Source organism: Chryseobacterium sp. LAM-KRS1 (genome assembly GCF_013184525.1).
GTDB classification, from domain to species: domain Bacteria; phylum Bacteroidota; class Bacteroidia; order Flavobacteriales; family Weeksellaceae; genus Chryseobacterium; species Chryseobacterium proteolyticum.
In genome coordinates this window covers 132,722-158,190 of record NZ_JAAOIZ010000007.1, presented here as the reverse complement: position 1 = coordinate 158,190, position 25,469 = coordinate 132,722, and the positions used below count along the sequence as shown (strand labels likewise).

General features: G+C 35.4%; 20 protein-coding genes. 9 read left to right on the top strand and 11 right to left on the bottom strand.

The annotated features are described in order from the left end of the window. Positions 1-34 precede the first annotated feature (34 nt). From G9C87_RS19880 to metF, 5 genes are all read left to right on the top strand, one after another. Positions 35-406, top strand: coding sequence for a four helix bundle protein (locus G9C87_RS19880; RefSeq protein ID WP_172284409.1), 372 nt, complete (start codon positions 35-37; stop codon positions 404-406). Beyond that, positions 396-1,424 (top strand): homocysteine S-methyltransferase family protein, encoded by a 1,029-nt coding sequence (locus G9C87_RS19875; RefSeq protein WP_172284407.1) that lies wholly within the window; start codon positions 396-398, stop codon positions 1,422-1,424. Before G9C87_RS19880 ends, G9C87_RS19875 begins: the two co-directional genes overlap by 11 nt. 81 nt (positions 1,425-1,505) lie before the next feature. Further along, positions 1,506-2,597, top strand: coding sequence for a fatty acid desaturase family protein (locus G9C87_RS19870; protein ID WP_172284405.1), 1,092 nt, complete (start codon positions 1,506-1,508; stop codon positions 2,595-2,597). A 7-nt stretch (positions 2,598-2,604) separates the two neighbouring features. After that, positions 2,605-5,265, top strand: a complete 2,661-nt coding sequence (metH, locus tag G9C87_RS19865) for a methionine synthase (RefSeq protein ID WP_172284403.1) — start codon at positions 2,605-2,607, stop codon at positions 5,263-5,265. A gap of 7 nt (positions 5,266-5,272) precedes the next feature. Beyond that, complete coding sequence (gene metF, locus G9C87_RS19860; protein ID WP_172284401.1) at positions 5,273-6,232, top strand: methylenetetrahydrofolate reductase [NAD(P)H]; 960 nt, start codon at positions 5,273-5,275, stop codon at positions 6,230-6,232. Between the two features lie 74 nt (positions 6,233-6,306). Here metF and G9C87_RS19855 read toward each other — a convergent pair whose 3' ends face one another. The 11 genes from G9C87_RS19855 to G9C87_RS19805 form a co-directional block, all read right to left on the bottom strand. Further along, on the bottom strand, positions 6,307-7,236 hold the full coding sequence (locus G9C87_RS19855) for a hypothetical protein (protein WP_228457060.1): 930 nt from the start codon (positions 7,234-7,236) through the stop codon (positions 6,307-6,309). Positions 7,237-7,509: 273 nt separating this feature from the next. Then, a complete protein-coding gene (locus G9C87_RS19850) occupies positions 7,510-7,827 on the bottom strand; it encodes a DUF1493 family protein (protein ID WP_172284397.1) in 318 nt (105 codons plus the stop codon). Positions 7,828-7,940: 113 nt separating this feature from the next. Continuing rightward, positions 7,941-8,147 carry a hypothetical protein gene (locus G9C87_RS19845; RefSeq protein ID WP_172284395.1) on the bottom strand — a complete coding sequence of 69 codons (207 nt, stop codon included), beginning with the start codon at positions 8,145-8,147 and terminating at the stop codon, positions 7,941-7,943. A gap of 308 nt (positions 8,148-8,455) precedes the next feature. Then, positions 8,456-8,848 carry a hypothetical protein gene (locus G9C87_RS19840; protein ID WP_172284393.1) on the bottom strand — a complete coding sequence of 131 codons (393 nt, stop codon included), beginning with the start codon at positions 8,846-8,848 and terminating at the stop codon, positions 8,456-8,458. Positions 8,849-9,209: 361 nt separating this feature from the next. Next, a complete protein-coding gene (locus G9C87_RS19835; RefSeq protein ID WP_172284391.1) occupies positions 9,210-9,800 on the bottom strand; it encodes a hypothetical protein in 591 nt (196 codons plus the stop codon). Between the two features lie 4 nt (positions 9,801-9,804). Next, positions 9,805-10,671 (bottom strand): hypothetical protein, encoded by an 867-nt coding sequence (locus G9C87_RS19830; RefSeq protein ID WP_172284389.1) that lies wholly within the window; start codon positions 10,669-10,671, stop codon positions 9,805-9,807. Positions 10,672-10,754: 83 nt separating this feature from the next. Further along, positions 10,755-11,240, bottom strand: coding sequence for a hypothetical protein (locus G9C87_RS19825; protein ID WP_172284387.1), 486 nt, complete (start codon positions 11,238-11,240; stop codon positions 10,755-10,757). A 4-nt stretch (positions 11,241-11,244) separates the two neighbouring features. Next, a complete protein-coding gene (locus tag G9C87_RS19820) occupies positions 11,245-18,021 on the bottom strand; it encodes an RHS repeat-associated core domain-containing protein (protein ID WP_172284385.1) in 6,777 nt (2,258 codons plus the stop codon). Positions 18,022-18,067: 46 nt separating this feature from the next. Then, entirely contained in the window at positions 18,068-18,544 is a 477-nt protein-coding gene (locus G9C87_RS19815) for a T9SS type A sorting domain-containing protein (protein ID WP_172284383.1), read from the bottom strand. A gap of 9 nt (positions 18,545-18,553) precedes the next feature. After that, positions 18,554-19,555: a cell wall anchor protein gene (locus G9C87_RS20740; protein ID WP_185157286.1), complete on the bottom strand. Its 1,002-nt coding sequence runs from the start codon at positions 19,553-19,555 to the stop codon at positions 18,554-18,556. Positions 19,556-20,056: 501 nt separating this feature from the next. Continuing rightward, on the bottom strand, positions 20,057-21,211 hold the full coding sequence (locus tag G9C87_RS19805) for a hypothetical protein (protein WP_172284381.1): 1,155 nt from the start codon (positions 21,209-21,211) through the stop codon (positions 20,057-20,059). Between the two features lie 97 nt (positions 21,212-21,308). On the opposite strand from G9C87_RS19805, the gene folE reads away from it, so the two are divergent. The 4 genes from folE (at position 21,309) to G9C87_RS19785 (ending at position 25,430) form a co-directional block, all read left to right on the top strand. Further along, positions 21,309-21,974: a GTP cyclohydrolase I FolE gene (gene folE, locus G9C87_RS19800; RefSeq protein ID WP_172284379.1), complete on the top strand. Its 666-nt coding sequence runs from the start codon at positions 21,309-21,311 to the stop codon at positions 21,972-21,974. 5 nt (positions 21,975-21,979) lie between these two features. Then, positions 21,980-22,411, top strand: a complete 432-nt coding sequence (locus G9C87_RS19795) for a DinB family protein (RefSeq protein ID WP_172284377.1) — start codon at positions 21,980-21,982, stop codon at positions 22,409-22,411. 152 nt (positions 22,412-22,563) lie between these two features. Continuing rightward, complete coding sequence (cysS, locus tag G9C87_RS19790) at positions 22,564-24,030, top strand: cysteine--tRNA ligase (protein WP_172284375.1); 1,467 nt, start codon at positions 22,564-22,566, stop codon at positions 24,028-24,030. Positions 24,031-24,263: 233 nt separating this feature from the next. After that, positions 24,264-25,430: a T9SS type A sorting domain-containing protein gene (locus G9C87_RS19785; protein ID WP_172284373.1), complete on the top strand. Its 1,167-nt coding sequence runs from the start codon at positions 24,264-24,266 to the stop codon at positions 25,428-25,430. Positions 25,431-25,469: the final 39 nt, after the last annotated feature.

The following is a 25,469-nucleotide window of genomic DNA, read 5'->3' as shown; positions in this document are numbered from 1 at the left end:
CAGTTTATAGATAAATCATATCCTTTTTATTTTTATGAATAAAGATTATACAGAATTAGAAGTTTGGATAGAAGGGAGGCAATTAGTTGATTTAGTATACACTTTAACTAAAAAGTTTCCTAAAGAAGAATTATTTGGGTTAACTAATCAAATCAGAAGGGCTGCTATTTCAATTCCGTCGAACATTGCAGAAGGTTGTGGAAGACGGACCTCCAGAGATACATTACAGTTCCTTCATGTCGCAAGAGGTTCTCTTTATGAACTTGAAACTCAGTTTTATCTTGCCTTTGACCAAGAATATGTTACAAAAGAAGATTTTGATGTAATAAGCACTAGAATACTTTTATGTAAAAAGCTCATTAGTGGGTTTATTAATTATTATAAAAAAATAGAAAATGGAAAATAAAATAAAGAACTCTCAACTCTCAACTCTGCTCTCTCAACTTGAGAGTAGGATTTTAGTTCTTGATGGGGCGATGGGAACGATGCTTCAACGATACAAATTTGAAGAAGAAGACTATCGTGGTGAGCGTTTCAAAGATTATCCGCATCTGGTTAAAGGAAATAACGACCTACTTTCCCTCACACAGCCTCATGCTATTGAAGAAGTTCATAGAAAATATCTGGAAGCGGGAGCTGATATTATCGAAACCAACACATTCTCGGGAACTACAATTGCAATGGCAGATTATCATATGGAAGACCTGGTTTATGAGCTGAATTATGAATCTGCAAAAATTGCCAGAAAAGTATGTGATGAATTCACAGCTAAGAACCCGGATAAACCTAGGTTTGTAGCAGGATCTATTGGTCCTACGAACAGAACGGCAAGCCTGAGCCCTGATGTAAATGATCCGGGATATCGTGCCATTACATTTGATGAACTGAGAATTGCTTATAAACAGCAGTCCGAAGCTCTTTTGGATGGGGGTTCTGATATCTTGCTGGTAGAAACAATCTTTGACACCTTAAATGCGAAAGCAGCTTTATTTGCCATTGATGAAATTCAGGATGAAAGAGGAATAAAAATTCCGATAATGGTTTCAGGAACTATTACCGATGCTTCGGGAAGAACTTTGAGTGGTCAGACGGCAGAAGCATTTTTAATTTCGGTTTCACATCTGAATCTTTTGAGTGTCGGATTCAATTGCGCGCTGGGAGCTAATCAGCTGACACCTTATCTGGAAACATTGGCTCATAATTCGGATTTTTATGTCTCAGCATATCCCAATGCGGGATTACCGAATGCTTTCGGTAAATATGACGAGACACCCGAGTTTATGGCAGAACAGATACAAGAATATGTGGAAAAAGGTCTGATCAATATTATTGGAGGATGTTGTGGTACAACCCCTGAACATATCAGGGCTATAGCAGACTTAGTGAATAAGTATGAGCCAAGAAAATTGAGGAAATTTGCATGATTTGATAGATTTTTTTCATTGAATCAATTGTAAGATAACGGTTTAGTATTATTATTTTTAAGTTAAACTAAAACTAATCATATGGAAAAGCCGAGTTACTTAAAGAGTGCAGAAGACACAAAAATCTTTAATGAATTAAGAAAAAAGGTGAACCAGAGAGTCGAAAACATAGAGGAAAACAGAGATATCTACATTCAGATTAAAGCTGTTTTATTGCCCCTTATTTATATTGGGCTATATGTTTTTGCGTTGATTAATGTTGAGAAATCTTTGCTTTATATTTTGAGTTTTGTGTTAATGGGAATTATGTTGGTGTTGATCTATCTGAATTTAATTCATGAAGCAGCTCACAATAATATATTCCAAAACAAAAGATTAAATAGCTGGGTACTGCAAATTTTTGATTTTGTGGGAGCCAATTCTTATATCTGGAAGAAAAGGCATATTGCAAGCCATCATGCATATCCGAATGTAGACGGATGGGATACTGATATAGAGCAGAGTGGTTTACTGCTGATTGTTCCATGGATCCGGGCAAAAGGAGTGCAGAAATACCAGCATCTGTTTTTCTTTCTGGTGTATCCTTTATATTTATTCAACTGGATGTTTATCAGGGATTTCAGGGATTTCTTTGATAAGGAAAGGGTTATTTTAAAAACCCAGGGCGCCATTCCGGTTGTTGAGAAAGTAAAGATGGTTGTTTATAAACTCTTTTATTTCTTTTATCAGATTGTTGTTCCTGTTGTATTCTTTAAAGTTTCGATTGGATTGGCGATAGGAGCCTGGTTTTTACAGGTCATTACAGCAAGCATTTTTGCTTTGTTTGTTTTATTGCCATTACATCCGCTTCCCGATAATGCTTTTCCAAAATTAGATGAGAAAAACTCACTTCCATACAGCTGGATTCGGCATCAGTTGGAAGTAACCAATGATTTAACCAATAATAATTGGATGATCAGAAATGTATTGGGGAATTTCAATTTTCATGTGGCTCACCACCTCTTTCCAAATTATAGTTATATGTACTATAACGAGATAACAGAAGAAATAGAAGAGTTTGCTAGAGAACATGGTTTAGTATACAAAAGATTTCCAATTTTTACCGCTTTAGGCAAACATGTGGAGTTGCTGAGGCAAAATGCAAATAATGCATATTACATTTTAGAAGAATAAAAAATTGATGAAATATTTAAGATTATCGGGCCTTGAGCCTCTTATCATAACACCGGAAAGTAATTTCATCAACGTTGGTGAAAGGACTAATGTTGCCGGTTCTAAAAAGTTTTTAAGATTAATCAAAGAAGAAAAATTTCCTGAAGCATTAGATATTGCAAGACATCAGGTGGAAGGGGGAGCGCAGATCCTCGATGTTAATTTTGACGACGGATTGATTGATGGAAAAACATCAATGGTTAAATTCCTGAATCTGATTGCTTCCGAACCTGATATCGCGAGAATTCCCATTATGGTGGATTCTTCCAAATGGGAGATCCTGGAAGCAGGACTACAGGTTGTTCAAGGAAAATGTGTGGTGAATTCTATCAGTTTAAAAGGAGGGGAGGAAGAATTCATCAGACAGGCAAAAGCAATAAAAAGATATGGTGCTGCTGTTATTGTGATGGCTTTTGATGAAGAAGGACAGGCAGATACCTTAGACAGAAGAATAGAAATTTCAAAGCGGTCATATGATATTTTAGTTAATCAGATTGATTTTCCTGCTGAGGATATTATTTTCGATTTAAATATCTTCCCTGTTGCAACAGGAATGGATGAGCATAGAAGAAATGCTTTGGATTTTATCGATGCAACGCGATGGGTTAGACAAAACCTTCCCTATGCCTCTGTAAGTGGTGGAGTTAGTAACGTTTCATTTTCCTTTCGGGGGAATGATACGGTAAGAGAAGCGATGCACTCGGTTTTTCTTTATCATGCGATCCAGGCAGGAATGAATATGGGGATTGTGAACCCTGCGATGCTTGAGGTATATGATGAAATCAATAAAGAATTACTGGAGCTTGTAGAAGATGTTATTCTAGATAAAAGGGAAGATGCTACTGAACGGCTTCTGGATTATTCTGAAAAACATAAGTCTGTAAAAAAAGAGAAAACGGAAGATCTGGAATGGAGAACAAAACCTCTTCAGGACAGAATTACCCATGCTTTGGTAAAGGGGATAGATCGTTTTATAGAAGAAGATGTAGAAGAAGCAAGAAAAGAAGCAGAAAAACCATTGCATGTTATTGAGGTCAACCTGATGACGGGAATGGGTGTTGTAGGAGATTTATTCGGAAGCGGAAAGATGTTTCTTCCGCAGGTAGTAAAATCTGCACGCGTAATGAAAAAGGCAGTTGCCTATCTTCAGCCTTTCATCGAAGCGGAAAAAGATGGTTCAAGACCTGCGAATGGTAAAATACTTATGGCTACCGTAAAAGGAGACGTTCACGATATCGGAAAAAATATTGTTAGTGTTGTTTTGGGTTGTAATAATTATGAAATCGTAGACCTTGGAGTAATGGTTCCGGCTGAGAAAATTATTCAGACGGCAATTGAAGAAAAAGTGGATGTTATAGGACTGAGCGGCTTAATTACACCAAGCCTTGATGAAATGGTGTATATTGCTGCTGAGCTGGAAAGACAGAATCTGGATTTTCCATTACTAATAGGAGGAGCTACAACATCAAAAGCGCACACAGCCGTAAAAATAGATCTGAAATATAAAAACGCTGTTGTACATGTAAACGACGCTTCCCGGGCGGTAAATGTGGTAAGTTCTTTATTGGGAGACCGGAATAAGGAGTACGTGGATGACTTAAAAAGTGAATATTCGGATTTCCGTGAAAAGTTCCTGAACAGACAGATCGATAAAGATTACGTCTCTATTGAAGAAGCCAGAAGAAATCATTTTAAAATAGACTGGGAAAGCGAAGATATCTTTACACCCAACAATATCGGTGTACAAATCTTTCAGGATCAGGATCTGAATGAATTGGTTCCGTTTATTGACTGGTCACCTTTCTTCAGGAGTTGGGATCTTCATGGGAAATACCCGAACATATTAGAGGATGAGGTAGTAGGGGCTCAGGCAAAAGAACTCTTTAAAGATGCTCAGGTGATCCTGAAAAAAATTCTTGATGAGAAGCTTCTTACTGCAAAGGCCATATTTGGAGTTTTTAAAGCCAATGCTAATGAAACGGATGATATTATCATCTTTGATGAAAATAATCAGGAACAGACCCGGTTTTTGACTTTAAGACAGCAGGTTCAAAAGTCCAAAGGCAAAGAGTATCTCGCATTAAGTGATTTTATCGCTCCCCAAAGTTCAGGAAAGACAGATTATATGGGAGCTTTCTGTGTAACAACAGGTTTTGGAACAGATGAGCTTTCTGCAGAATATGAAAAGGCGAATGATGATTACAATTCCATTATGGTAAAGGCCTTGGCAGACAGATTCGCTGAAGCATATGCCGAATTTTTACATAAAAAAATAAGAACAGAATATTGGGGGTATGCAAAACAGGAAGAGCTAAGTAATGAAGAACTTATTGCCGAAAAATATAAAGGAATACGTCCTGCTCCCGGATATCCTGCTTGCCCTGACCATCTGGAAAAGAAAACCATTTGGGATCTTTTAAAAGTAGAAGAAAATATAGGCGTTTATCTTACCGAAAGTTTAGCAATGTTCCCTACAGCGTCAGTTTCCGGATATTATTTTGGCAGCCCTCATGCAAAATATTTCGGGTTGGGGAAAATCACAGAAGATCAATTAAAAGACTACGCCGTACGAAGGGGGTGTAGCATTCAGGAAGCCAAAAAATGGCTGTCACCTAATTTAGCAGATTAAAACAAGCATGAAGATTACTGAACATATAAAAAAAGCAAATGGAAAGACTTTATTCTCTTTAGAAGTGGTTCCGCCACAAAAGGGAATTGGTATTGAGGACCTTTACAGGAATATAGATCCTTTAATGGAATTCAAACCGCCTTTTATTGATGTTACAACTTCCAGGGAAGAATATATTTATCTTGATAAAGGAAATGGTCTGATGGAACGCAGAATTACAAGAATGCGCCCCGGAACCTTGGGGATATGTTCTGCTATTCAGCATAAATATAATGTAGATACCGTTCCCCATTTATTATGTGGAGGCTTTACAAAAGAAGAAACAGAGTACCTTTTGGTAGATTGTATGTATCTCGGGATTGAGAATATTATGGCACTGAGAGGAGATGCGATGAAAGGACATCAGTATTTTGAAGCAACACCAGGCGGACATGAAAGTGCGATGGATCTTGTATATCAAATTAATGATCTCGGACGTGGAAAATACCTTCATAATGAAGATGAGGTTGGTGACGAACTGAATAAATTCTGCATTGGAGTTGCAGGATATCCAGAAAAGCATATTGAAGCCCCTTCAATGAACTATGACCTCAAATGGCTAAAACAAAAGGTAGATGCGGGTGCAGATTACATCGTCACGCAAATGTTTTTTGATAATAAAAAATACATTGAGTTTGTTAACAAAGCAAGGGAAATGGGAATTACGGTTCCTATTATTCCGGGAATCAAACCCATTGCAACCAAAAAGCATTTAAAATTATTACCACAAGTATTTAAAATCGATTTGCCCGAAGAATTGATCAGTGAAGTTGAAAATGCCAGAAACAATGAAGCTGTAAAGCAAATTGGGATAGAGTGGGCAATCAATCAGTGCCGGGAACTTCTGGATTTTGGAGTGCCTGTTTTACATTTTTATTCTATGGGTAAAAGTGATAACATAAAGAAAGTCGCAGGGGAATTATTTTAATGAAGGAGTATTAATGAAAGGAATCCCTGTTGTTCTGTCAACAGGGATTTTTTTATAAAATAGGATAATCCGAATTATTGCGGGTAATGAATGTTTATAGAATTTATCTTCTTTTCATTTAAATTGAAATAATATATATTATTTGTATTGTCGTTCTGTTGATAAAAAATTATGTCATTTACACTTCTTATAATATTATAATGGTAACCTGTAGATGGCAAAACAGGAAATTCTTTTTTAGCTTTTAAGTCTAACATTACTAATTGATATGATGATGCACATAGTACATTATTATTTGTCAGTAATACAGGGTTAGAATACATTGTAGAATTTCGTAATGTGTCGTTTGTAATCATAATTTTATTAAGTGTTTTTGGATTCGTTATGTTATGGTCTGTATTAAAGAAAAACAAACCACTTTCATCTGGGTATCCTTGCATAGAAATTACTAAGCTATCTTTTCCTAAATTTAAAATCTCCTGTATAGAATATGAGTTTAAATTTGAAATTTTTTTTGATTTTAAATTATTTATGTCTAATTCATAAATGTCATAATTATGATAAGCATTTGGCACAATTGGAGAATACGATTGAAAAGTTTTCGCTTGCAGATAAAATATTTTATTGGATTGTGAAAATATATAATCGGAAATAAATCCATCACCAACTTTAATTTTCTTAGTTATTTTATGACTAAGGAGATCGTAAAAGTGAAATTCGGGACGTAATTTATTTTTAGGATAATATAAGGCAATTATAGTTTTACCATTATCAGAATATTTTGGGTTAACATAATTTCCGGGACCTTTGAAAATATTGTATGTTATTCTATTATTGGTATTAATAAGCTTAGCATATACAGAATATAGTGAATCCTCTTTGTAAGAGAAAATTATAGTCTTAATATCAGGTGAAACATCAAATCCATTCAAATATGATTTCTTTTTATTTTGATTACAAGAATATAACAAAATTAATAAAAATATATAGGGTAGTCTACTCATCTTATGCTTCGAGGTATTTGATTAACTATAATATAAGTGTATTGTCATCCGAAATTATTCAAATAATTCATTGTCATTCTTGTAGCGGAAGAATAATATCTCAATCCACCACCTATCCAATCTCCATTTACAGAAACCCCTGCTTTATTTATATATAGCTAATCTTAAGCATCAGTGTTTCCCGAGTTACTTATCAGAGCAGCATCAGTGTTGTGGATGATAATGACTGTGTTATAAAAACTAGCTCCTCGCAAAGGCAAGGAGCTGGTTTTTTCATTCCGGATCAAACCATTTCTGTCTTTTTGCTACTTCTATCATGTGAGCGATTGTTATTGAAGGTTTAGAAATGGTATTAGTCTTAATTCCTATTTTTATTAAAAATTTCTCTATCAGAAAATTGTTGTAAAAATACTTATTTACATTAAACTCATTACTGTTTTTAATATTGAAATCTTTAAAAAAAGATTCAAATAGACATTCCATATCCATAAAATCTTCATTTTTATCATTAATAATTGTTTTATATTTCAGTTCTTCATTATAATACCCACGTTTTTTAAAATAATCTACTACAATATCAGTTGTATCCATTTAATTATTTGTTTATATTATTATAGATTAATCTCCTATAGTGAATCTTCCTGCACCTAACCAAACAGCATTTCGACCATAAAAACTAGCCCAATTCCTTGTCATCCCGGCTTTCACATAGATGCTACATCCCAGCCAGCCTCATAAATGGCTCCTCCGATTCCAATAGTTCTTATTCTGTATCCATAACCTTCTACGCTTGAACTAACTTCTCCACCTTGGAATGTACTTATTTTTACCGATGTAGAAGATATTGCATTTCCATTGTCATCATACATGTAATCAGTAGTATCACAATTGTTTTTGTTATTATCCACCACACAAAAGGTTCGTGTGGTAGCCGGGTGTAAGGGTTTTATCTTTATCTAGGGTTATTATCTAACCTCCTTTTCTTCAACCATACAAAAGGATTGACTTCGTTGATTTTCATTTCGTGCGATAATGAGGAGTTATTTTTTAGTATACAAATTCTACCATATTAGATTTATATATTTTGGATTTTATCTTTAACTGAACTTGCATCTTATATTTTTACCCTTTTTCAAAGAATAAAACTCATAAACAATTAAACATTTCGCAAGGATAATCTTGGAAAACAGCTTCTACACTAAGATATACTAAAAGGCTTTTATTTAGTAATATCAATGTCTTCCAAAGATTTTTCTTTTATTAGGTTTTTTAATTCGTCAAAGCCAATCTCTTTATTTAAAACATTCTTTTTAACATCATAAAGATAATATGCTAATTTTGATTTACTTACTTCTTGAGGCTTCATGGAATAAGTGGTATCAACAGAAAAAGTAATATAGTTGTTATTATATTTAAAGTCTACAGCCCCGCTATCAATGATAAGTTTATCATCTTTCATTATACTATTTTGTTTGCCTCCTTCAAAAATAAATACATATCCAGAAGGTCCTTTTTCTGTAAAATCAGAAAAATTGTAATTAGTCGTTACTATCAAAAAAATAATCAATAAAGATAAAATACCCAATGATACTATTAACAAATGCTTTTTCATTCTGATAAAAATTTTAAGGATAAATTCTTGTTGGTTAAGTTTTATGTATGATTGTATTTACACCTTTAAAGTTTATTTGAAACTCCGTTCCTTTTCCTGCAACCCATCTTCCTATAGAGTTTGCTGTATTTCTTACAGGAGAACTAAACCCAAGGACTATTTTGTCTTTGTATTTTATAATTTGTTTATTATTACCATTTCCTGATCCTTTGGGAGTATGCAATGTGTGATTTAATCCAGCAACAACCCCTCCAATCAAAGTCCTTGCTGGATGTTTCCTCCGGTGAGTTCTGATTCAATTCCTCTGGCCTTCGGGGTAGTGAGACTAAAATGAGATTGACCTACCTTACAATCGTTTTATCTATTCCCACTTTCCTGTTTCAATCCACTTATCTGTTTTCTTCTTCTGTTTATAATATTCTTCATTATCTTCTCCATATTTCAGATAAAAAAACTTTTTTCTCCTAAAGCCTTCTTGGCTACCAAACATAAAATTGGGGAAAATAGAATAATACTTATTAAAATCCAGGACATTTGCATTGTACTCATCAACGATTCTATTCAATTTTTCGGCATTTAGCTTTAATGAATCCGTTTTGATTTTAGTATTTGATTTTCCTTCGAAACATTTCCCTAACTGAATATAAGCTTTGTTAGTTGTATATTCCAAATTCCATAATTCCTCTACTTTATTAGGATCTCTATTACTCTTATTCTTAACAATAGTACTGTCAATAGAAGATCTATCACAGTTTGAAATGTTTATAAGATTTTCTATTACTAGTGTTCTTTCCAAGCTCTCTTTGTAAAGCGAGCTCCATACTTCTTTAATATGATTATCTTTTTGTCTTAGCTTTTCTAAAACAAATGACTTGTAGCTGTAAAATACTGCAAAACATATAGCTACGAATGATACGGTACTTGCTAATAGTATTAATAAAAACTTTTTCATTTTTTTACCATTTTCCTTTTGTGCCCCCGCCTCCAAAAGTTCCTCCTTTTGGTTTTAGATCAGGGCGAATATATTCATAATAAATACTCTTACTCAAATATTGAATTCTGTATTCTAAAAATAAGTTTCTTGCTTGTAATTTAATTACATCTGCTCCTAATCCAGCAGCTATTTTTGCTTTAATAATATCAAACCTTTTACTTGATTTATTAGCTATGTCAAAACTCTTTCCAACAAGTTGTTTACTAGTTTCACCAAATACATCTCCCATAGTAGAATAAATTTCATTCAATCTTTTCAAATCGTGATCTCCATATGTATCTATTGCTTTTTCTCTGGCAGCCTTTAAAGTAAACTCTCCAACTTCAGTTGATTCCAAAAGAGTTTCTGCAACTAGACTTTCAACTACTATCCGGTCTTCATTAGTCTTATATTCTTTAACTCGCTTTTTTGCTTTAGCATCATCCCCTGGTCCCTTTGGAGTATGCAATGTATGATTTAACCCCGCAACGATACCACCTATAACGGCTCCTTGCCAGAAGTTTCCTCCTGTGAGTTCTGATCCAATCCCTCCTGCTAAGGCTCCAAAAGCAATCGTACCCACGGTACTGTTGGCAGCATCGCCTACAAGTTTCTGAAAACCTGCTGCCCCTAAACTTCCCAGAGCTCCTGAAGCAAAAGCCTGAAGAAACCCACTGCCATTATTCTGCACCATTCCCAATACTCCTTGTGAGAGGCCATGAGCCCCGGCTTGTAATACTGCATTACCAAGGTTTTCGCGGCGGCGGAAAAAATAGTTCCTATCCCAAAGGTAGCAGCACCCCCGACTGCGCCAAAGAACAGCGACTTTAAAGCTGCTCCTATATTCCATCCGTGTCCAGTGTGAGTAGTGAATAAACTATTATGACTAAAAATGGTACGAACCAGAAGCTCGTACCAGTATGGGGAGATATTTTAAAGTTTTAATGTTATATTTTTTCCATATTTCTTGAGTCCCTCAAAACTATTAAAAACAATTTCATTGTCTTTGAAAACAATTTTATCAATGGGAGGTTTATCATCAAAAATCAAGGAGTTTGTTAAAGAAGTAAATTTATTAGATTTCTCAGATTTTTGAAAAACTGTATTCCCAAAAAATAAGAACTCTCTTTTGCCCCCATCTACAATACCAATCATATTGTACTTCGGAATAACTAAAATTGGATTGTAGGACTTCATATCTTGGTTATCATCAAAAAATATAAGAATTTCATAAACCCTTTCTTCTTTATCGCTTATTTTTGATTGAACAGTCCTTGAATATATTTTTGCAGGAATAGTTTTCCCACCTTCATTGATCACATTATATTTGTATTCGTATTTTAGAAAAGTTCCTCTTTGTATTGTGTAGATAAGTAGGACTAACAATACTACTATTATAATTACCATTACTTTTTTCATTTAATTACTGTCCAAAAAGTTTAAAACCGCTATATTTTATTGCTGTGTTAACACTTGGTAATCCCACATATCTTCGATAAATATATCCATTATTTCCTGGATAATTAACAAAATGACGTGAGCTAGATCCAAAATCAGATATTTTAACTTGATTATGCGCGGCATATATAGATTCTGTAGGAGAAATCATTATACCAACATGACCTGTAGCATCTGAAAAATTAGCTGAAATTGCAACTATATCCCCTGCTTGTGGAGAACTAACAACTTGCCAACCTGGAATATTATAATTTGGATCTGCCCATTGTCCAGCAGTTACAGGTGTTCCAAATCCGATCACAGCAAGGTTTCCATTAGGATCAGGAGTATAAACTCCTGCCTCTCCTAATATATCATCCACAAATAAATTGCATTTATTGGTTCCTGCGCCAAAACGCCCTTTTTTATTATCATACGACCAATCCCCACTTCCATTATGAGCCTTTGCTTTTCTAACAATTTGTTGTCTCCTTTTTGTAGGATCATCGCCATTTCTATGCAACGTATGATTCAACCCCGCAACAATACCACCTATAACGGCTCCTTGCCAGAAGTTTCCTCCTGTGAGTTCTGATCCAATCCCTCCTGCTAAGGCTCCAAAAGCAATCGTACCCACGGTACTGTTGGCAGCATCGCCTACAAGTTTCTGAAAACCTGCTGCCCCTAAACTTCCCAGAGCTCCTGAAGCAAAAGCCTGAAGAAACCCACTGCCATTATTCTGCACCATTCCCAATACTCCTTGTGAGAGGCCATGAGCCCCGGCTTGTAATACTGCATTACCAAAGGTTTTCGCGGCGGCGGAAAAAATAGTTCCTATCCCAAAGGTAGCAGCACCCCCGACTGCGCCAAAGAACATCGATTTTAAGGCTCCCCCAAAACTCCATTTATCTATATTTCCTGTGAGTCCCAGTGTCAATGTATAAGATACCAGCCCTACAGCAGCTCCTATAAATACAGCTTTCCATATTGCAAACATTGAAATCCCTAATAATGTGACCAATTCTTCTCCACTAGGATCATCAAACATTAAAGGATTATTCAATACATATCCATACTTATTATAATTCTGGGTGTTGGTGGGGTCCTGGATATTCTCATCTGCGTTCAAGAATCTTCTTAAGAGAGGATCATATAATCTTCCGTTCATATGAATGATTCCCACTTCTGTAAAATGCTCATGACTGGTGTAGCCTCTTTCAATTAAGAGTGATGAATTACGAATTACATTTTGATCGGTAATAATAGCTCCATTCCCAATTTTAAGATGGGTAAAGTTACCCCATGCGTCAAAATGCCTTTGTTCCAATTTATTTCCTGCCTCATCACTAATCGCCAGAATACTTCCTATATAATCTTTATGCAAAAATTTATAAGATCCACTGCTCTCTGTATAGTCTTTCAAATATACAATATTGCTGTCATATGGATTGCCACCAACGTAAAGGATATGTTTCTCTCTTCCTGTAGCGTTATCTTTAATTACTTCAAAACTTCCGTCTTCACTATAAAATTTTGTAAACTTTCCTTCTCCATTAGTAGTAAAGTTACCGCCATAGTTCACCCTTTGCCTCATACTGGTTAATCCATACTGGAATGCCACATCTCCTTTTTCACCATCGATGTATACCGGGTCATTGTTTTCATTATAAACAATGTTTTGAATCAAATCATTATTGTAGTTCTGTGTTCCTGCTGCATTCAGGGTCATCCCGGTAGGTTGATAGATCTTCTGGCTGTTTTCAAACTTAATTGTTCCTACCTGATCGTTTTGGGTGATTCTTCCCTTTACGTCGTAGGCATTCCTATTATTTGATGGTTTAGCCCCTGTTACCGGATTGGTCCAGTTAACCAGACGGTTATTGTCATCATAATCAAAAGATTCAATGATGTTAAAATCTCCTCCGGTCGTTCTGCTTTTCAACTCATTTTTGATGGCATCAAAAGAGTAGGAAAGCTGTAAGATACTTGCTTTTACTTTGGAAGAGTGATTGACATCCGATAGGAAGCCATTGCCATCATAGGTGTTTCTAATATCCGCTGATCCCAGACGAGCTTGTAAGACCAGGCCTTTGGCATTGGTAGCATTCAGAAGCCAGAGAACCTTACCTGTTATTTTATCTTTGACTTGACTCAATTCTCCATTCCATGGATTGTAGACATTTTCTATTTGTATCTTAGTCAACACTCCAGAAGAGTAGAGCTGTTTTTCATAGGAGATAACTCTTGCTTTATCATCGTAGGTAATTCCTTTTTGGATAAAGTATTTTCCATTGCTGCTTTCCGATGAGGATAAAACTCTTCCATGTGGATCATAAATTATGCTGGAATTGTATGCCTGACCTTTAGAGGCTCCTGATTTTGAAATCACCCTTCCTTTATCATCATAAGAGAAAGTGATATTTTTGTTAGTGGCTTCCCCACCGTCCATTGTAGAAATTTCTTTCTGGGAAATAAGCTGACCTAGATTATTATAAGTATATTCTTTCGTTCCCTTTGGGCTAATAATCTTTTTAGGTTGTCCGGAACCATTATATTCATATTTATAGATTCCATTCGACGGATCATTAAGTTCTGATTTTCTGCCCCAAGGGTCATATTTTGTCGTGACAATATTTTCAGCGTATTGGGCTTTGATTTGTTCACCAGCAGCATTATAGCTAAATTGAATGGTTCCTCCTTTATCAGTACTTGAAATTACATTTCCTAAGGCATCTGTTGTTTTGGTGGTTGTTCTTTCATAGCCATTCAATTCTTTGACCGTTGTGGTCAGCCCTGAAACAGAAGTCTCTGCTTTCTGGCCATTGAATGAGGTCGCCGTTATCTTAGCTGGAAATACAGTATCATCATACGAAATACTATTCCACTGGTTGGCTGATTGACCTTCAAAATAGGGTTCGCTTTCTTTGATTTTTCTACCCAATACATCATATTGAGTTTCTTTAGAAATATATTGCCCTTGTCCAAAGGCTTTAGTGGAAGTCTTATATTCCTGGCCTTGTTTATTGGTATACTTTTTAGTTATATTCCCATCAGGATCATTTTGAGTCATCGTAATATTAGTATTACTATCTCTCTCATATTGATAAGAAGTGATTCCGCTCAGATTGGTTTTAGAGGTTAAGAGTTTACCCCATCCATCATATTTATTTTCTAAGGTATTGCCTAATGGATCGGTTTGCTTTTCAATCTGCCCCCAGTCATTATACACAATATTGGTTTCAAGACCTAAATTGTCCATTTTCTTTACCACAAAACGGCCTTTAGGATCATACCTGTTTTCCGTACTCTGAATCCGTGAATCTATACTATTACTTATTGCCCTTTTTGTAATATTTCCGAAGGCATCATAGTTATAGGTTTCTGTTATAGATTCGGTATTATTTCTGTTCCAGGTGATCTGTGTTTTTAACAGGTTATTTTCATAGGTATATTCTTCTTTGGTTCTTTTGGTGTCACCATAAGCCTGTACGACATCCTCTTTAATTTTCGGACGGCCAATATAATAATTAGCTCCTGTTCCTGATGGATTATGGAAATAGTCAAAGGTTGAAGTAGTTATAGCAAAGTTATTGTTGATTCTGGTTTCCCTTTTTGCAGGAAGATAATAATCTCCATAGATAATCGTGCTTGCTGTAAGGGTATTGGTTAAAAAATCCTTGATTTTATTAGTCGTAGGTATAATGGCTACCACTACCTTATGCCGGTTTGCCTCCGTAATATTGGTTGTAACCTGTCCGTCTACCAGTTGTTGTCTTTCGTAAATGGTTGATTTAAAGCTTAAAAGCTGGGTGTTGTTTTCAGAGATGTTGGCGGGGAAGATCAAATTTTCGTTATTGGTACGGATAGACCATTCTTTTACAGGAACGCCCTCATTCAATGGATCGATCTCTACTCCGGACCAGATTTTGGTAGCTTCAAACCCATCTGCATACCACGAAGAACGGGCGGTCTGGCGGAAGCCAATACTTCCCCGACCCTGCAAATGACTTACAAATCCTCTATAACGGAAATCTTGTTTACGGACTCCATTATTGGTGGTCTGAAGTAGTTGTGATACTGCATACAATCCAGAAAATTTATTTACCTCAATATAAGGGTATTCTTCTTTTTTTACTGAAGCATAAAGATTGGGATTGGTAGAGGGGTTCAGTTCCTTGTATTCTATATTTGTACTTAGATCTCCTTGCACAATGGAAGAAATTCTTGAGTAAGTGCCGGTATCTCTAAAGCCATTAGCTTCAAGAAAAATAAACCTTTCACAATCGGTTTTGCCACAGTTTTGAGGTTTCCCAAGAATAATGACTTTCTTTCCATCTCTATACATCGTTGTTGTTGCAAAAGGAACGACAACCTGATTAAAATAAAAATTCTTTGTCGGCCCATGTTGAGTGAATACGATAGGTGCTCCATTAGAATTTGCTGTAGTAAAAACTTTTGAGGAAACGCTGGTATTTTCCCAGTTAAAATGATTGTTCCAACTATGATCAACAAAAGAAACAGTAGTTGCAATGAATTCTGATCTTCCGTCTCCGTCTAAATCATCAGCAGCAAAAAGTTGCCCCGTAAACGTGGCATACCTACACCCTGATTCGAAAAACGTATTATGCACTCCCTCCTTACTCGTTTCGTAATTCAAGGTAAAATAGGCAAGGTTATTTTTTACTTCTTTTATAAAACCCACTCCATTGGAAATATATAAGTTCCAATGAGATGATTTGTCTGCTTGGGGAATCATTAAATCCGCTTTTCCGTCTCCATTAAAATCTCCTACAATAGCCCTGTCAAAAACGCCTTCCAGGCGAGATATATTTCTTATTGTTGCAGTAAAGCCATTTTGCCCTTTTTTATAACTCTCTATGGACCCATTATAAGAAATAAACTCAAGGACACCATCGCCATCGAAATCTCCGGCTAATGACTCAAATAAAGATTTTGTTCCCCCTCCCGCATGAGAAACTTGCATATCATCATACAGAGAGACAATCATCGTTCTGGAATTATTATTACACTTCCTATCAATGATAGGAAATGTTTGATCCTGATCCGGATTATTAGTTACCTCATCGTTACAATACATATCTGTAATTTTCAAGATCAGTTCAGACTGATTGTCTCCGTCAAGATCAAGTTCTTTACTTGCTTCAAGAGTTGAGTTTAGAGAGCTGTTTAAAGTTATAGTATAGGAGGGGTTATTAGGATAAGGTGCATATTCGTAATCATTGGATGAAGAATAATCATATTTGTCTCCAGATAAAGTTTTCTCAAACTCTGCTATAAGTTGATTATCATCGTTCACAGAATACCCACGTATGATTAAATCTTTTTTTAGAGTTCCATTAATTGTTTTTTGCTCTAGTGTAACCCAACCTTGTCGTGTTAATAACTGGTTTTGTGTATTTTTTATGGTAAAAGAAGTACTTGATGACCAGATTTGGGCATTCATGTAAGCAAGACTTCCAACAGGGACTTTGATATTATTTCCAAAAACATCTTTATATAAAATAATATTGGTTCCTTCATTTCTTAATACATCAACTTTTCCATCGCCATCAAAATCTCCATTAATTCCTTTATTATCTCCATTCACATCGTAAATTCGGGATTCTTTCCAATCTTTCACCGTGGCGTTTTCATAGGTGAAACGTATAGGATTGGCAGACTCTTGCTTAGCATTCTGCTCAGTAATCGACTTTACCAGCTGATATTTATTATCACTATTAAGCTCATTGAGAATCTTATATTTTTTAAATAAGAGACCATTGGTATGGACGGTAATGTCTTTTAGTAAATTAGACTGGATAAAGCTCTGTGTCTTAAGATAAGAAGTCTCTGTCAATTGTCTTGCTTCATAATTAAATGAAATAGTGTTAAAATGAGCGGTATTACTATTTTCATTTCCTCCCCATTGTATATTTGAAATGATGGCTACATTATTGGATTGAGTATATTGATAGCTAATATAATTACCTTGAGCATCTTTCCATTTTACAATATTGTAGTCTACCGGAGTTCTTGCCGGACTATTTCCTGAAGTGGTCGCTCCATACCAGGCTTGAGATCCGTCTTCAAAAGTAATCACCCAATATAATGGCCCTTTCCATGCTTGCCCGGTTATTGTTCCTATTGATTTTACTTTAATATTAGAGTATTTTTCCGTCACATATTCTGAGCCATCTTTTCCGTATTCCCCGGATTTTAAGATCAGTCTTTGTCCATTGTAGCTGTAATAATCCGACTCATCTAACTGAACTCCTTTAATCTCACCATCTTTTTCCATATTCCTTCCAGTTCTTGAAATCGAGGTGATTCCTGATAAACTCCATCCATATCCCGCAATTCCATTTCCGGAACCACTGGAATAAATAAGATTAGCCTGTGGGGCTACACTTTTTATCCCGGGAGGCAAAGCTATGGGCAGGGTAAATTGTAATTGACTTGACTCGGATACTTCAATATTTCCTTTCGTATCATGGAAGCTTTGTCCTTCCGGGGCAGTTGTGCCGTATGGATTGGTTACTCCTGCATTAGAATCTGTTGGACCTCCTCCCGGATTTTCTGTAGCAGGTCCAATCTTTGCCACAAATGGATTTGAGGTATCTGCAGCTGCTTTGAATCCCTGTGCCAGTAGTATGGCCTGTGGATCCTGTACTGTTCGTGAGGCGTTTTCCTGTTGATATAAAATTGTTTGTGAAAAGCCCAATACTGAGCAGAATGAAATAATAAACGAGTATAAAAATTTCATAGATGATAAAATAATAAGTAATACTTAATTTTTCTTGTCTAAACAACTACCTTTTTGTAACATTCCTGCTGAAAACTCTTCCGTCTTTTAAGGTAAACTGAAGGATATATACTCCCCAATCGTAGCCGGACATATTGATTTTAATCTCTTTATTAAGATCAGGCATGTTTTGCTTCCGGAATTTCCAGTTGATGGTGTTATGTTGATACAGTGCTATAGATTCAATAAGACCGTCTGCTTCGTTGGTCCAGTCTATAGTAAGAATATCGTTCACAGGAACCGGATAAAGCCTGATTTGTTTCCAGAATGTTTTTTCATCCATGGCTGGATTTTGCTGCAAGGGAGCTATGGTTCTGGTTTCCTGACTTTCTTTCTTTGTTTCATCTGAAGCCATTTTACTCGTGTTATTAGTACCACGATATCGCTGGTTTCCAGCCTCATCGTATTTGAAATAAACTTCAGTTTGCGAAAAACCAAAGAATCCCATAAGTAAGGCAGAGAAGGAAAATATTTTTCTTTTCATAAGTTGCATTTACTTGATTTTTCCTGAAAAAAGAGACTTTAATAGTTTTTCTAGTTGCTTTATTTTTTCAGATTGAAATTTTAATTGTTTGTTTTGTTCAATAGAATATAGTGTCAGCTCTTCAATTTTTTCCAGTAGCTTGGCGTCCATCTCACCCACATTGATTCCGTTTTTTACAACTTCTTCAGCGGAAGGAATATTGGGCAAATGCCCTTTTTGTTCAATATGCTTTTCGACTTCTTCCAACGAACGAAGGTGATAATCTTTCCCGAAGACATAATCAGCCCATCCATTGGTAGAAGGAACTTCAATCTTTACTTTTTCTGTTTTTATTCCGTCTTTTACAAACAAGCGATATTCATTACAGTCATTACAGGCGGATAGTGCTGTATTATTCCATGAAGTTCCGATAAGGACCTTACCATTTGCTCGTACAGTGAACACGTATTTTGCCCAATCCCCTTGTGTGTGGGGAGAAGAAAGTGTAAGCAATCCTACATCATTAGATTGATAGTGGTCATATACAAGCCACATCAGGTCCATTCCTGAACTTACATTTTGTACTGTACTTCTTACCTGAACACCATCACTGTTGATATTGGTGTAAAATTGAGCTCTTCCATAGTTTTTAAAAGCAATATTAGGGTCTGTTGGACCTCCGATGGCTACTGTACCTTCACTTGATTCGATAAGAAATTTGCCCCATTTGCTCCATTTGGGATCATTAGGAAGAGCATTTCTATAAAATACACCTCCATCATTAAAATTGATCTGATGATTTTTATTTCCTGAATTTCCTGACCACGGAGCTATAGTTAGTAATCCTGAAAATTTTCCGGCGCCGGGTGCTTCAATGATAGCTCTGTCCTTAAATTCAGCTTTAAATTCACGATTATATTCAGATGGAAGTGGATTTACATTTCTTGTATCCTGAACCTGCAGATTAGCGGCCTGCTGTGCAAAATGTAACTGAGTGAATAAAATAATGCCAATGAGTAAACTTTTTTTCATTATTGAATTTTTTATTACGATAGTTGTAGATTTAAATATACTTTTGGGTATAATGGTTAGATGGTCCTGATTTTTGAATCAGAATCATTAAAAGGATTAAGTCCATAAAAAATTAAAGGGAATAAACCTTTAAAAATGGAAAGTCATTAGAAATACATTTTATCTGTTAAAATGTATAGGGGAAATTATTTTTCATGTAGTGATCAAATTTATTTGTGTTTTTGCAAACATATGAAATGTTCACTATATGTAGATTTAAAACACGTAACAATTTGATATTCTGGTCTGTATTTGTAATTTATTTAAAAAAATAAAGAAAAAAATAAATCTGGATTTTTAAAATTTTGAAAAATATTCATAGAATGGAATGGGCTTTTAGCAAAAAAATGCTAAGTAGATTGTTGTTTATCTCCCAAAAAAAATGTTCAGGAGATTATAGCCGAGTTTAATACATTAAAAAAAGCCATCAGTTTCCATTTCTGCAAACGTTCTGAAATAGAACTAAAGGATAGGATGTCTTTCAAAATGTTTGTTCCTATCAAAAAGATACCGATAGGTAATTAACTTTCTGGTCACAGTAGTATCGAGAGTTTCTGCAATTTTTATCATTTTCGGATTAAAGTCTCCGATCCATTGAAGCTCGGTCACTTTAAAATCTGTATGTTTTCTCAGATGCTGGGTTCCTTCCCAGATCATATATCCATCAATTCCTTTCCTTTGCCATTCGGGAATAACGCCGAAAACCAATCCGATCATTTTTTCATTTTTTTTGAATGTTTTGTACCAAAGGAACTTCAATTTTTCTATACATCCGAACTTTCCGTTAAGGTATCTGATCCATTGATTCACGTCCGGAATATTCATCCACATGGCAATCGGCTTTTCATTTTCATAAACGAACCATGAAATGTGTTCGTTGATAATAGGTTTCATAGTTTTGAACATTTTCAGCACCTTACCTTCTTCCAGTCTTTTTCCTTCTCCATGCGCTGCCCAGGCACTATTATAAACCTCCGTGAAATCTTTTGCAAATTTTTCCAGATTATTTTTTTTCATGGGCTGTGCAGAGATGGACGGATTTCGGCGGTGCTTTTCATGCATTACCTTAAATACCCGTGAAACGTCCGCGAAGATAGGTCTTGAAAAGCAAAGCTGTTCAAAATATAACCTGAATCCATAATTTTCAAAGAGATCTTTGTAATAAGGAAAATTATAATTCATGCCAAATAAGGGAGGTGAAAATCCATCTGAAAGGAGACCCCAGAATTTATCTCTTTCTCCAAAATTAATAGGTCCATCCATTGCCTCCATACCTCTTTCGTGCAGCCAGTTTTTACAATAATCAAAAATAAAATTAGCTGTTTCCTGATCATTAATGCAGTCGAAAAAACCTAATCCTCCGGTTGGCTGATCCTGTTTGTAGAAAGTATTGATAAAAACAGCGACCTTTCCAACAGTCTGATTGTCTTTATTTTTAAACAAAAATCTTTGGCACTCACCGGTTTTGAAAAATTTATTCTTACTGGGATCGAAAACTTCTTCGATATCTTTGTCTAAAGGTCTGATGTAATTTTTATCGTGCTGATAAAGTACAGCTGGAAACTGCAGAAATTCTTTTTTTTGTTCTTGATCCTGTACTTCTTCAACAATAATCATAAATTTTATAAAAATAGAGGGTGAAAGATAATGTTTTTGGTTTCAATTGAAATCAATGAATCGATTTTATCCGTATTTTTGTTGCAAATTATAAAAAATGGTTGATTTTACTGATAACGACGATGATATTTTCACTGGAAAAGAACATACGCCTATAAGGGAAGATGCTTTTGATAAATCGCCACAGGAAAAGATAGAAAAGATTACCCAGCTTTTTGGGGAAATTATGGAAACTTTGGGAATGGATATGACGGATGACTCCTTAAAAGATTCTCCCAAACGTGTTGCAAAAATGTACGTGAATGAAATTTTTGGTGGACTACTTCCGGAAAACAAGCCGGGAATTTCTACTTTTTCCAATAAATATAAGTACCGTCAGATGTTGGTGGAAAAAGATATTACAGTATATTCGTTCTGTGAGCATCATTTTTTACCAATCATTGGAAAGGCACATGTTGCCTATATTTCAAATGGTGAGGTAATTGGTCTTTCAAAAATTAACAGGATTGTAGACTATTATGCAAAGAGACCTCAGGTTCAGGAAAGACTTACAATGCAAATTGTAAATGCCCTTAAAGAAGCTTTGGGAACAAAAGATGTAGCGTGTATTATTGATGCGAAACATCTTTGTGTGAACTGCAGAGGAATTAAAGATACGGCAAGTTCTACGATTACGGCAGAATTAAGTGGGATATTCAGGACTAATCCTATTACCAGACAGGAATTCCTGCACTATGTAGGAAGTCATACGACTTTGGATTAATCGAAATGGATTATCAGATTTTAAAAGATACCGTGGAGGCGGAGGTGAAAAGATTTGGAATGATTTCTGAAGAAGAATGGAGTTACAAATTTTCTGCTGAGAAGTGGTCCAAAAAAGAAATTTTAGGTCATCTTTGTGATAGTGCACTAACCAATATCAGGAGATTTGTGGTTACCCAATACAAGGAAAATGAAAATATAGTGTACGATCAGAATTTTTGGGTGAAAGCTCAGAATTATCAAAATATTCCGATAGCTGACGTGATCAATCTTTGGAAATATCTCAATCTTCAGATCGTGAATGTTGTTGAAAATATGCCGGATGAGGTTTTGCATAAAAATTGTGATACTTCAAAGACAGAGCAGAGAGTGTATACGCTGGAGTATCTGATTCAGGATTATATGGATCATTTGCAGCACCATTTAAAAACAATTTAATAATGATAAAATTTAAAAAAGTTTCAGATAAAATTTTTGTAACCACAATCATTTGTTGTTGCCAGAAATGCTGCTGTTAAAAGGTCACAATCTTTTAATACTAAAACTTTAAACTAAATTATAAATCATTAAATCTTTTAATTTTAAAATCAATGCAATTAAAAATATATAATTCGCTAACTGCTGAAAAAGAAATTTTCAAACCTATTTTAGAAGGAAACATTGGGATGTATGTTTGTGGCCCGACGGTTTATAGCAATGTACACTTAGGAAATGTAAGAACGTTCCTTTCCTTCGATTTTATTTACCGTACTTTAATGCACTTAGGGTACAAAGTAAGATATGTTAGAAATATTACAGACGCGGGACACCTTACTGATGATGGGAATGTAGATAATGACCGGTTTGTAAAGCAAACTCGTCTTGAAAAATTAGAGCCTATGGAGATCGTACAGAAATATACTGTGGATTTTCATAAAGTTTTAGATATGTTCAATCTTTTGCCTCCTAATATTGAGCCTACGGCGACCGGGCATATTGTAGAGCAGATTGAGCTGACTCAAAAGTTAATTGAAAGAGGTTTTGCATATGAAAGTAATGGTTCTGTTTATTTCGATGTTCTGGAGTATAATAAAAGAGGATTGAATTACGGGGAACTTTCAAAACGTAATATAGAAGAACTGTTTGCTAATACCCGTGATCTGGACGGGCAAGGGGAAAAGAAAAACCCACAGGATTTTGCACTTTGGAAAAAAGCGTCGCCTGCTCATATCATGAGATGGAATTCTCCTTGGGGAGAAGGCTTTCCGGGATGGCACCTGGAATGTACTGCAATGAGTACTAAATACCTCGGTGAGAAATTTGATATTCACGGTGGTGGAATGGATCTTAAGTTCCCACATCATGAATGTGAAATTGCACAAGGTAAAGCCTGCAATGATGTAGCTCCGGTTAATTACTGGATGCATGCCAATATGTTAACTATGAACAGCCAGCGGATGAGTAAATCAACAGGAAACTATATACTGCCGATGCAGCTGGTTTCCGGTGAAAATGATTTCTTTGAGAAGCCTTTCCACCCGTCAATCGTACGATTTTGCTTCCTTCAGGCTCATTACAGAAGTGTCCTGGACATTTCTAATGATGCTATGATTGCCAGTGAGAAAGGGTTTATCAGGCTGATGGAAGCCGTAAAAGTGCTGAATTCTGTTGTGCCGGATGATAGTAAAGAATCAGGTTTCAATCTTAAAGAGTGGAAGGAGAAGGCTTATGACGCGCTGACAGATGATTTTAACTCACCAATACTGATCGCGCATTTGTTTGAAGCGGTGAAATTTATTTTTGCTTTGAATGATGGGAAAGAAACCATTTCTACAGAGGATCTTGCTGATTTAAAATCTACTTTACATGCTTTTATTTTTGATGTCCTGGGCCTACAGCCTATTGAAGAAAATAATAATGAAAAGCTTGATCAGACCTTACAGGTTCTGATTGAATTAAGAAATCAAGCCAGAAAATCTAAAAACTTTGAGCTTTCAGACCAGATCAGGGATAAGTTACTTGCTGAAGGAATAGAGCTAAAAGATGGAAGAGACGGAACTACTTATGTTTTGAATTAAAAGTAGATCTTTTTACATATTACCTCCCACAGGTTTTACGGATTACGCAGCTTTCAAATAGAATGTCTGTTCAAATCAGTAGAATCTGTGGGATTTTTTTATTTGAATAAATATTAGATTTAATGAATATGCTAATTAAAGCTACTGATGTATTATTAAATTTTTAAATAATTGTATTTTTTATTATTTAATCTAGAAAATATGTAACTTAGTGATAATAAATCCTATTAATTATGAAAAAATATTTATTCCCTGTCATCTTACTGTTATTAGGAGTGAAAGCCTCCGGGCAGCAAGATTTCTTCGCACTTACCGGAAAAGATACTCCGAGCATTATTTTTAATGATTTCCGGGCCCTGGATGTTATCAATGGAACTTCCGGTGAAACTGTGTTGGCAGCTGATTCTATGGCAAAAGTATTTTCACAGTCGAGAAACGGATCTGTTATTGAGGATAAAAACTCTTATAACCATGCCCAGTCTGCAACGATGGCTGCTTTAGCTTATGATCCGTCGGGAAATAATCTGATATACATGCCGATGTTTTCTTCTAATGTATATGTTTTAAACAATAAAACCAAAGAAATTACTTTGGTAGAAAATAACGTAACAAGAGTAACCGCGTGTGATATTAATTCCCATATAACGAGAATGGCAACAGGATACGATGGAAATGTTTATGCTATTAATAATGCAGGAACTCAATTTTTACAAATTACCAGAACAGGTAATCAATATTCGGTTCATGACCTGGGAATTATTAAAGATGATATATCCAACGGAAAGAATTCTTTTACAACTATTGAAACAGGTTTTGGTGGAGATATGATTGCTGATGCAGACGGTAATTTCTATGTTTTTTCGACATCAGGAAATGTCTTTAAAATTCTGAAAAAAGAACTTAAGGCAAGGTTTGTGGGGAAGATCACCGGTCTACCTGAAAATTATTCAGTGAATGGTTCTGCCGTTAATTCAAAAGGAAAGGTAGTGATTGCAAGTGCAAAGGGAGCCCCATTGTATGAGGTGGATATGCAGACATTAACCGCGGATAAAATTCCCGGAGATCTGAATCTGCATATTTATGACCTGGCAAGTAAGTATTTTGTAAACGATAAGTCCGTAAGCTCAAATATTTTAACCCACGTAGATATTTATCCCACAAAGGTTAACGAGCATTTTATTACAATAGATATGAATGATCAAAAGATCAAAGAAAATATTATACTTAATGTGTTTGATATGTCTGGTAAAAATGTGATGAAACAAAATATATCTGCTAAAGGAGGAACTTTAAACCAAAAAGTATTTCTGAATAATTTAGTGGACGGAGCATATATTGTAAATCTTACAGAAGACTCAGGTAAAATATTATTAAATAAGAAGATTATTGTCACTAAATAATATCCTGAATTTTTATGATTTTAAAACCTTTTCAAAGTG

Bases quoted from the DNA above. Each gene is read 5' to 3' on its own strand.
- G9C87_RS19880 (WP_172284409.1), top strand. From the start codon at position 35: ATGAATAAAGATTATACAGAATTAGAAGTTTGGATAGAAGGGAGGCAA.
- G9C87_RS19875 (WP_172284407.1), top strand. From the start codon at position 396: ATGGAAAATAAAATAAAGAACTCTCAACTCTCAACTCTGCTCTCTCAA.
- G9C87_RS19870 (WP_172284405.1), top strand. From the start codon at position 1,506: ATGGAAAAGCCGAGTTACTTAAAGAGTGCAGAAGACACAAAAATCTTT.
- metH (WP_172284403.1), top strand. From the start codon at position 2,605: ATGAAATATTTAAGATTATCGGGCCTTGAGCCTCTTATCATAACACCG.
- metF (WP_172284401.1), top strand. From the start codon at position 5,273: ATGAAGATTACTGAACATATAAAAAAAGCAAATGGAAAGACTTTATTC.
- G9C87_RS19855 (WP_228457060.1), bottom strand. From the start codon at position 7,236: ATGAGTAGACTACCCTATATATTTTTATTAATTTTGTTATATTCTTGT.
- G9C87_RS19850 (WP_172284397.1), bottom strand. From the start codon at position 7,827: ATGGATACAACTGATATTGTAGTAGATTATTTTAAAAAACGTGGGTAT.
- G9C87_RS19840 (WP_172284393.1), bottom strand. From the start codon at position 8,848: ATGAAAAAGCATTTGTTAATAGTATCATTGGGTATTTTATCTTTATTG.
- G9C87_RS19835 (WP_172284391.1), bottom strand. From the start codon at position 9,800: ATGAAAAAGTTTTTATTAATACTATTAGCAAGTACCGTATCATTCGTA.
- G9C87_RS19830 (WP_172284389.1), bottom strand. From the start codon at position 10,671: ATGGAATATAGGAGCAGCTTTAAAGTCGCTGTTCTTTGGCGCAGTCGG.
- G9C87_RS19825 (WP_172284387.1), bottom strand. From the start codon at position 11,240: ATGAAAAAAGTAATGGTAATTATAATAGTAGTATTGTTAGTCCTACTT.
- G9C87_RS19820 (WP_172284385.1), bottom strand. From the start codon at position 18,021: ATGAAATTTTTATACTCGTTTATTATTTCATTCTGCTCAGTATTGGGC.
- G9C87_RS19815 (WP_172284383.1), bottom strand. From the start codon at position 18,544: ATGAAAAGAAAAATATTTTCCTTCTCTGCCTTACTTATGGGATTCTTT.
- G9C87_RS20740 (WP_185157286.1), bottom strand. From the start codon at position 19,555: ATGAAAAAAAGTTTACTCATTGGCATTATTTTATTCACTCAGTTACAT.
- G9C87_RS19805 (WP_172284381.1), bottom strand. From the start codon at position 21,211: ATGATTATTGTTGAAGAAGTACAGGATCAAGAACAAAAAAAAGAATTT.
- folE (WP_172284379.1), top strand. From the start codon at position 21,309: ATGGTTGATTTTACTGATAACGACGATGATATTTTCACTGGAAAAGAA.
- G9C87_RS19795 (WP_172284377.1), top strand. From the start codon at position 21,980: ATGGATTATCAGATTTTAAAAGATACCGTGGAGGCGGAGGTGAAAAGA.
- cysS (WP_172284375.1), top strand. From the start codon at position 22,564: ATGCAATTAAAAATATATAATTCGCTAACTGCTGAAAAAGAAATTTTC.
- G9C87_RS19785 (WP_172284373.1), top strand. From the start codon at position 24,264: ATGAAAAAATATTTATTCCCTGTCATCTTACTGTTATTAGGAGTGAAA.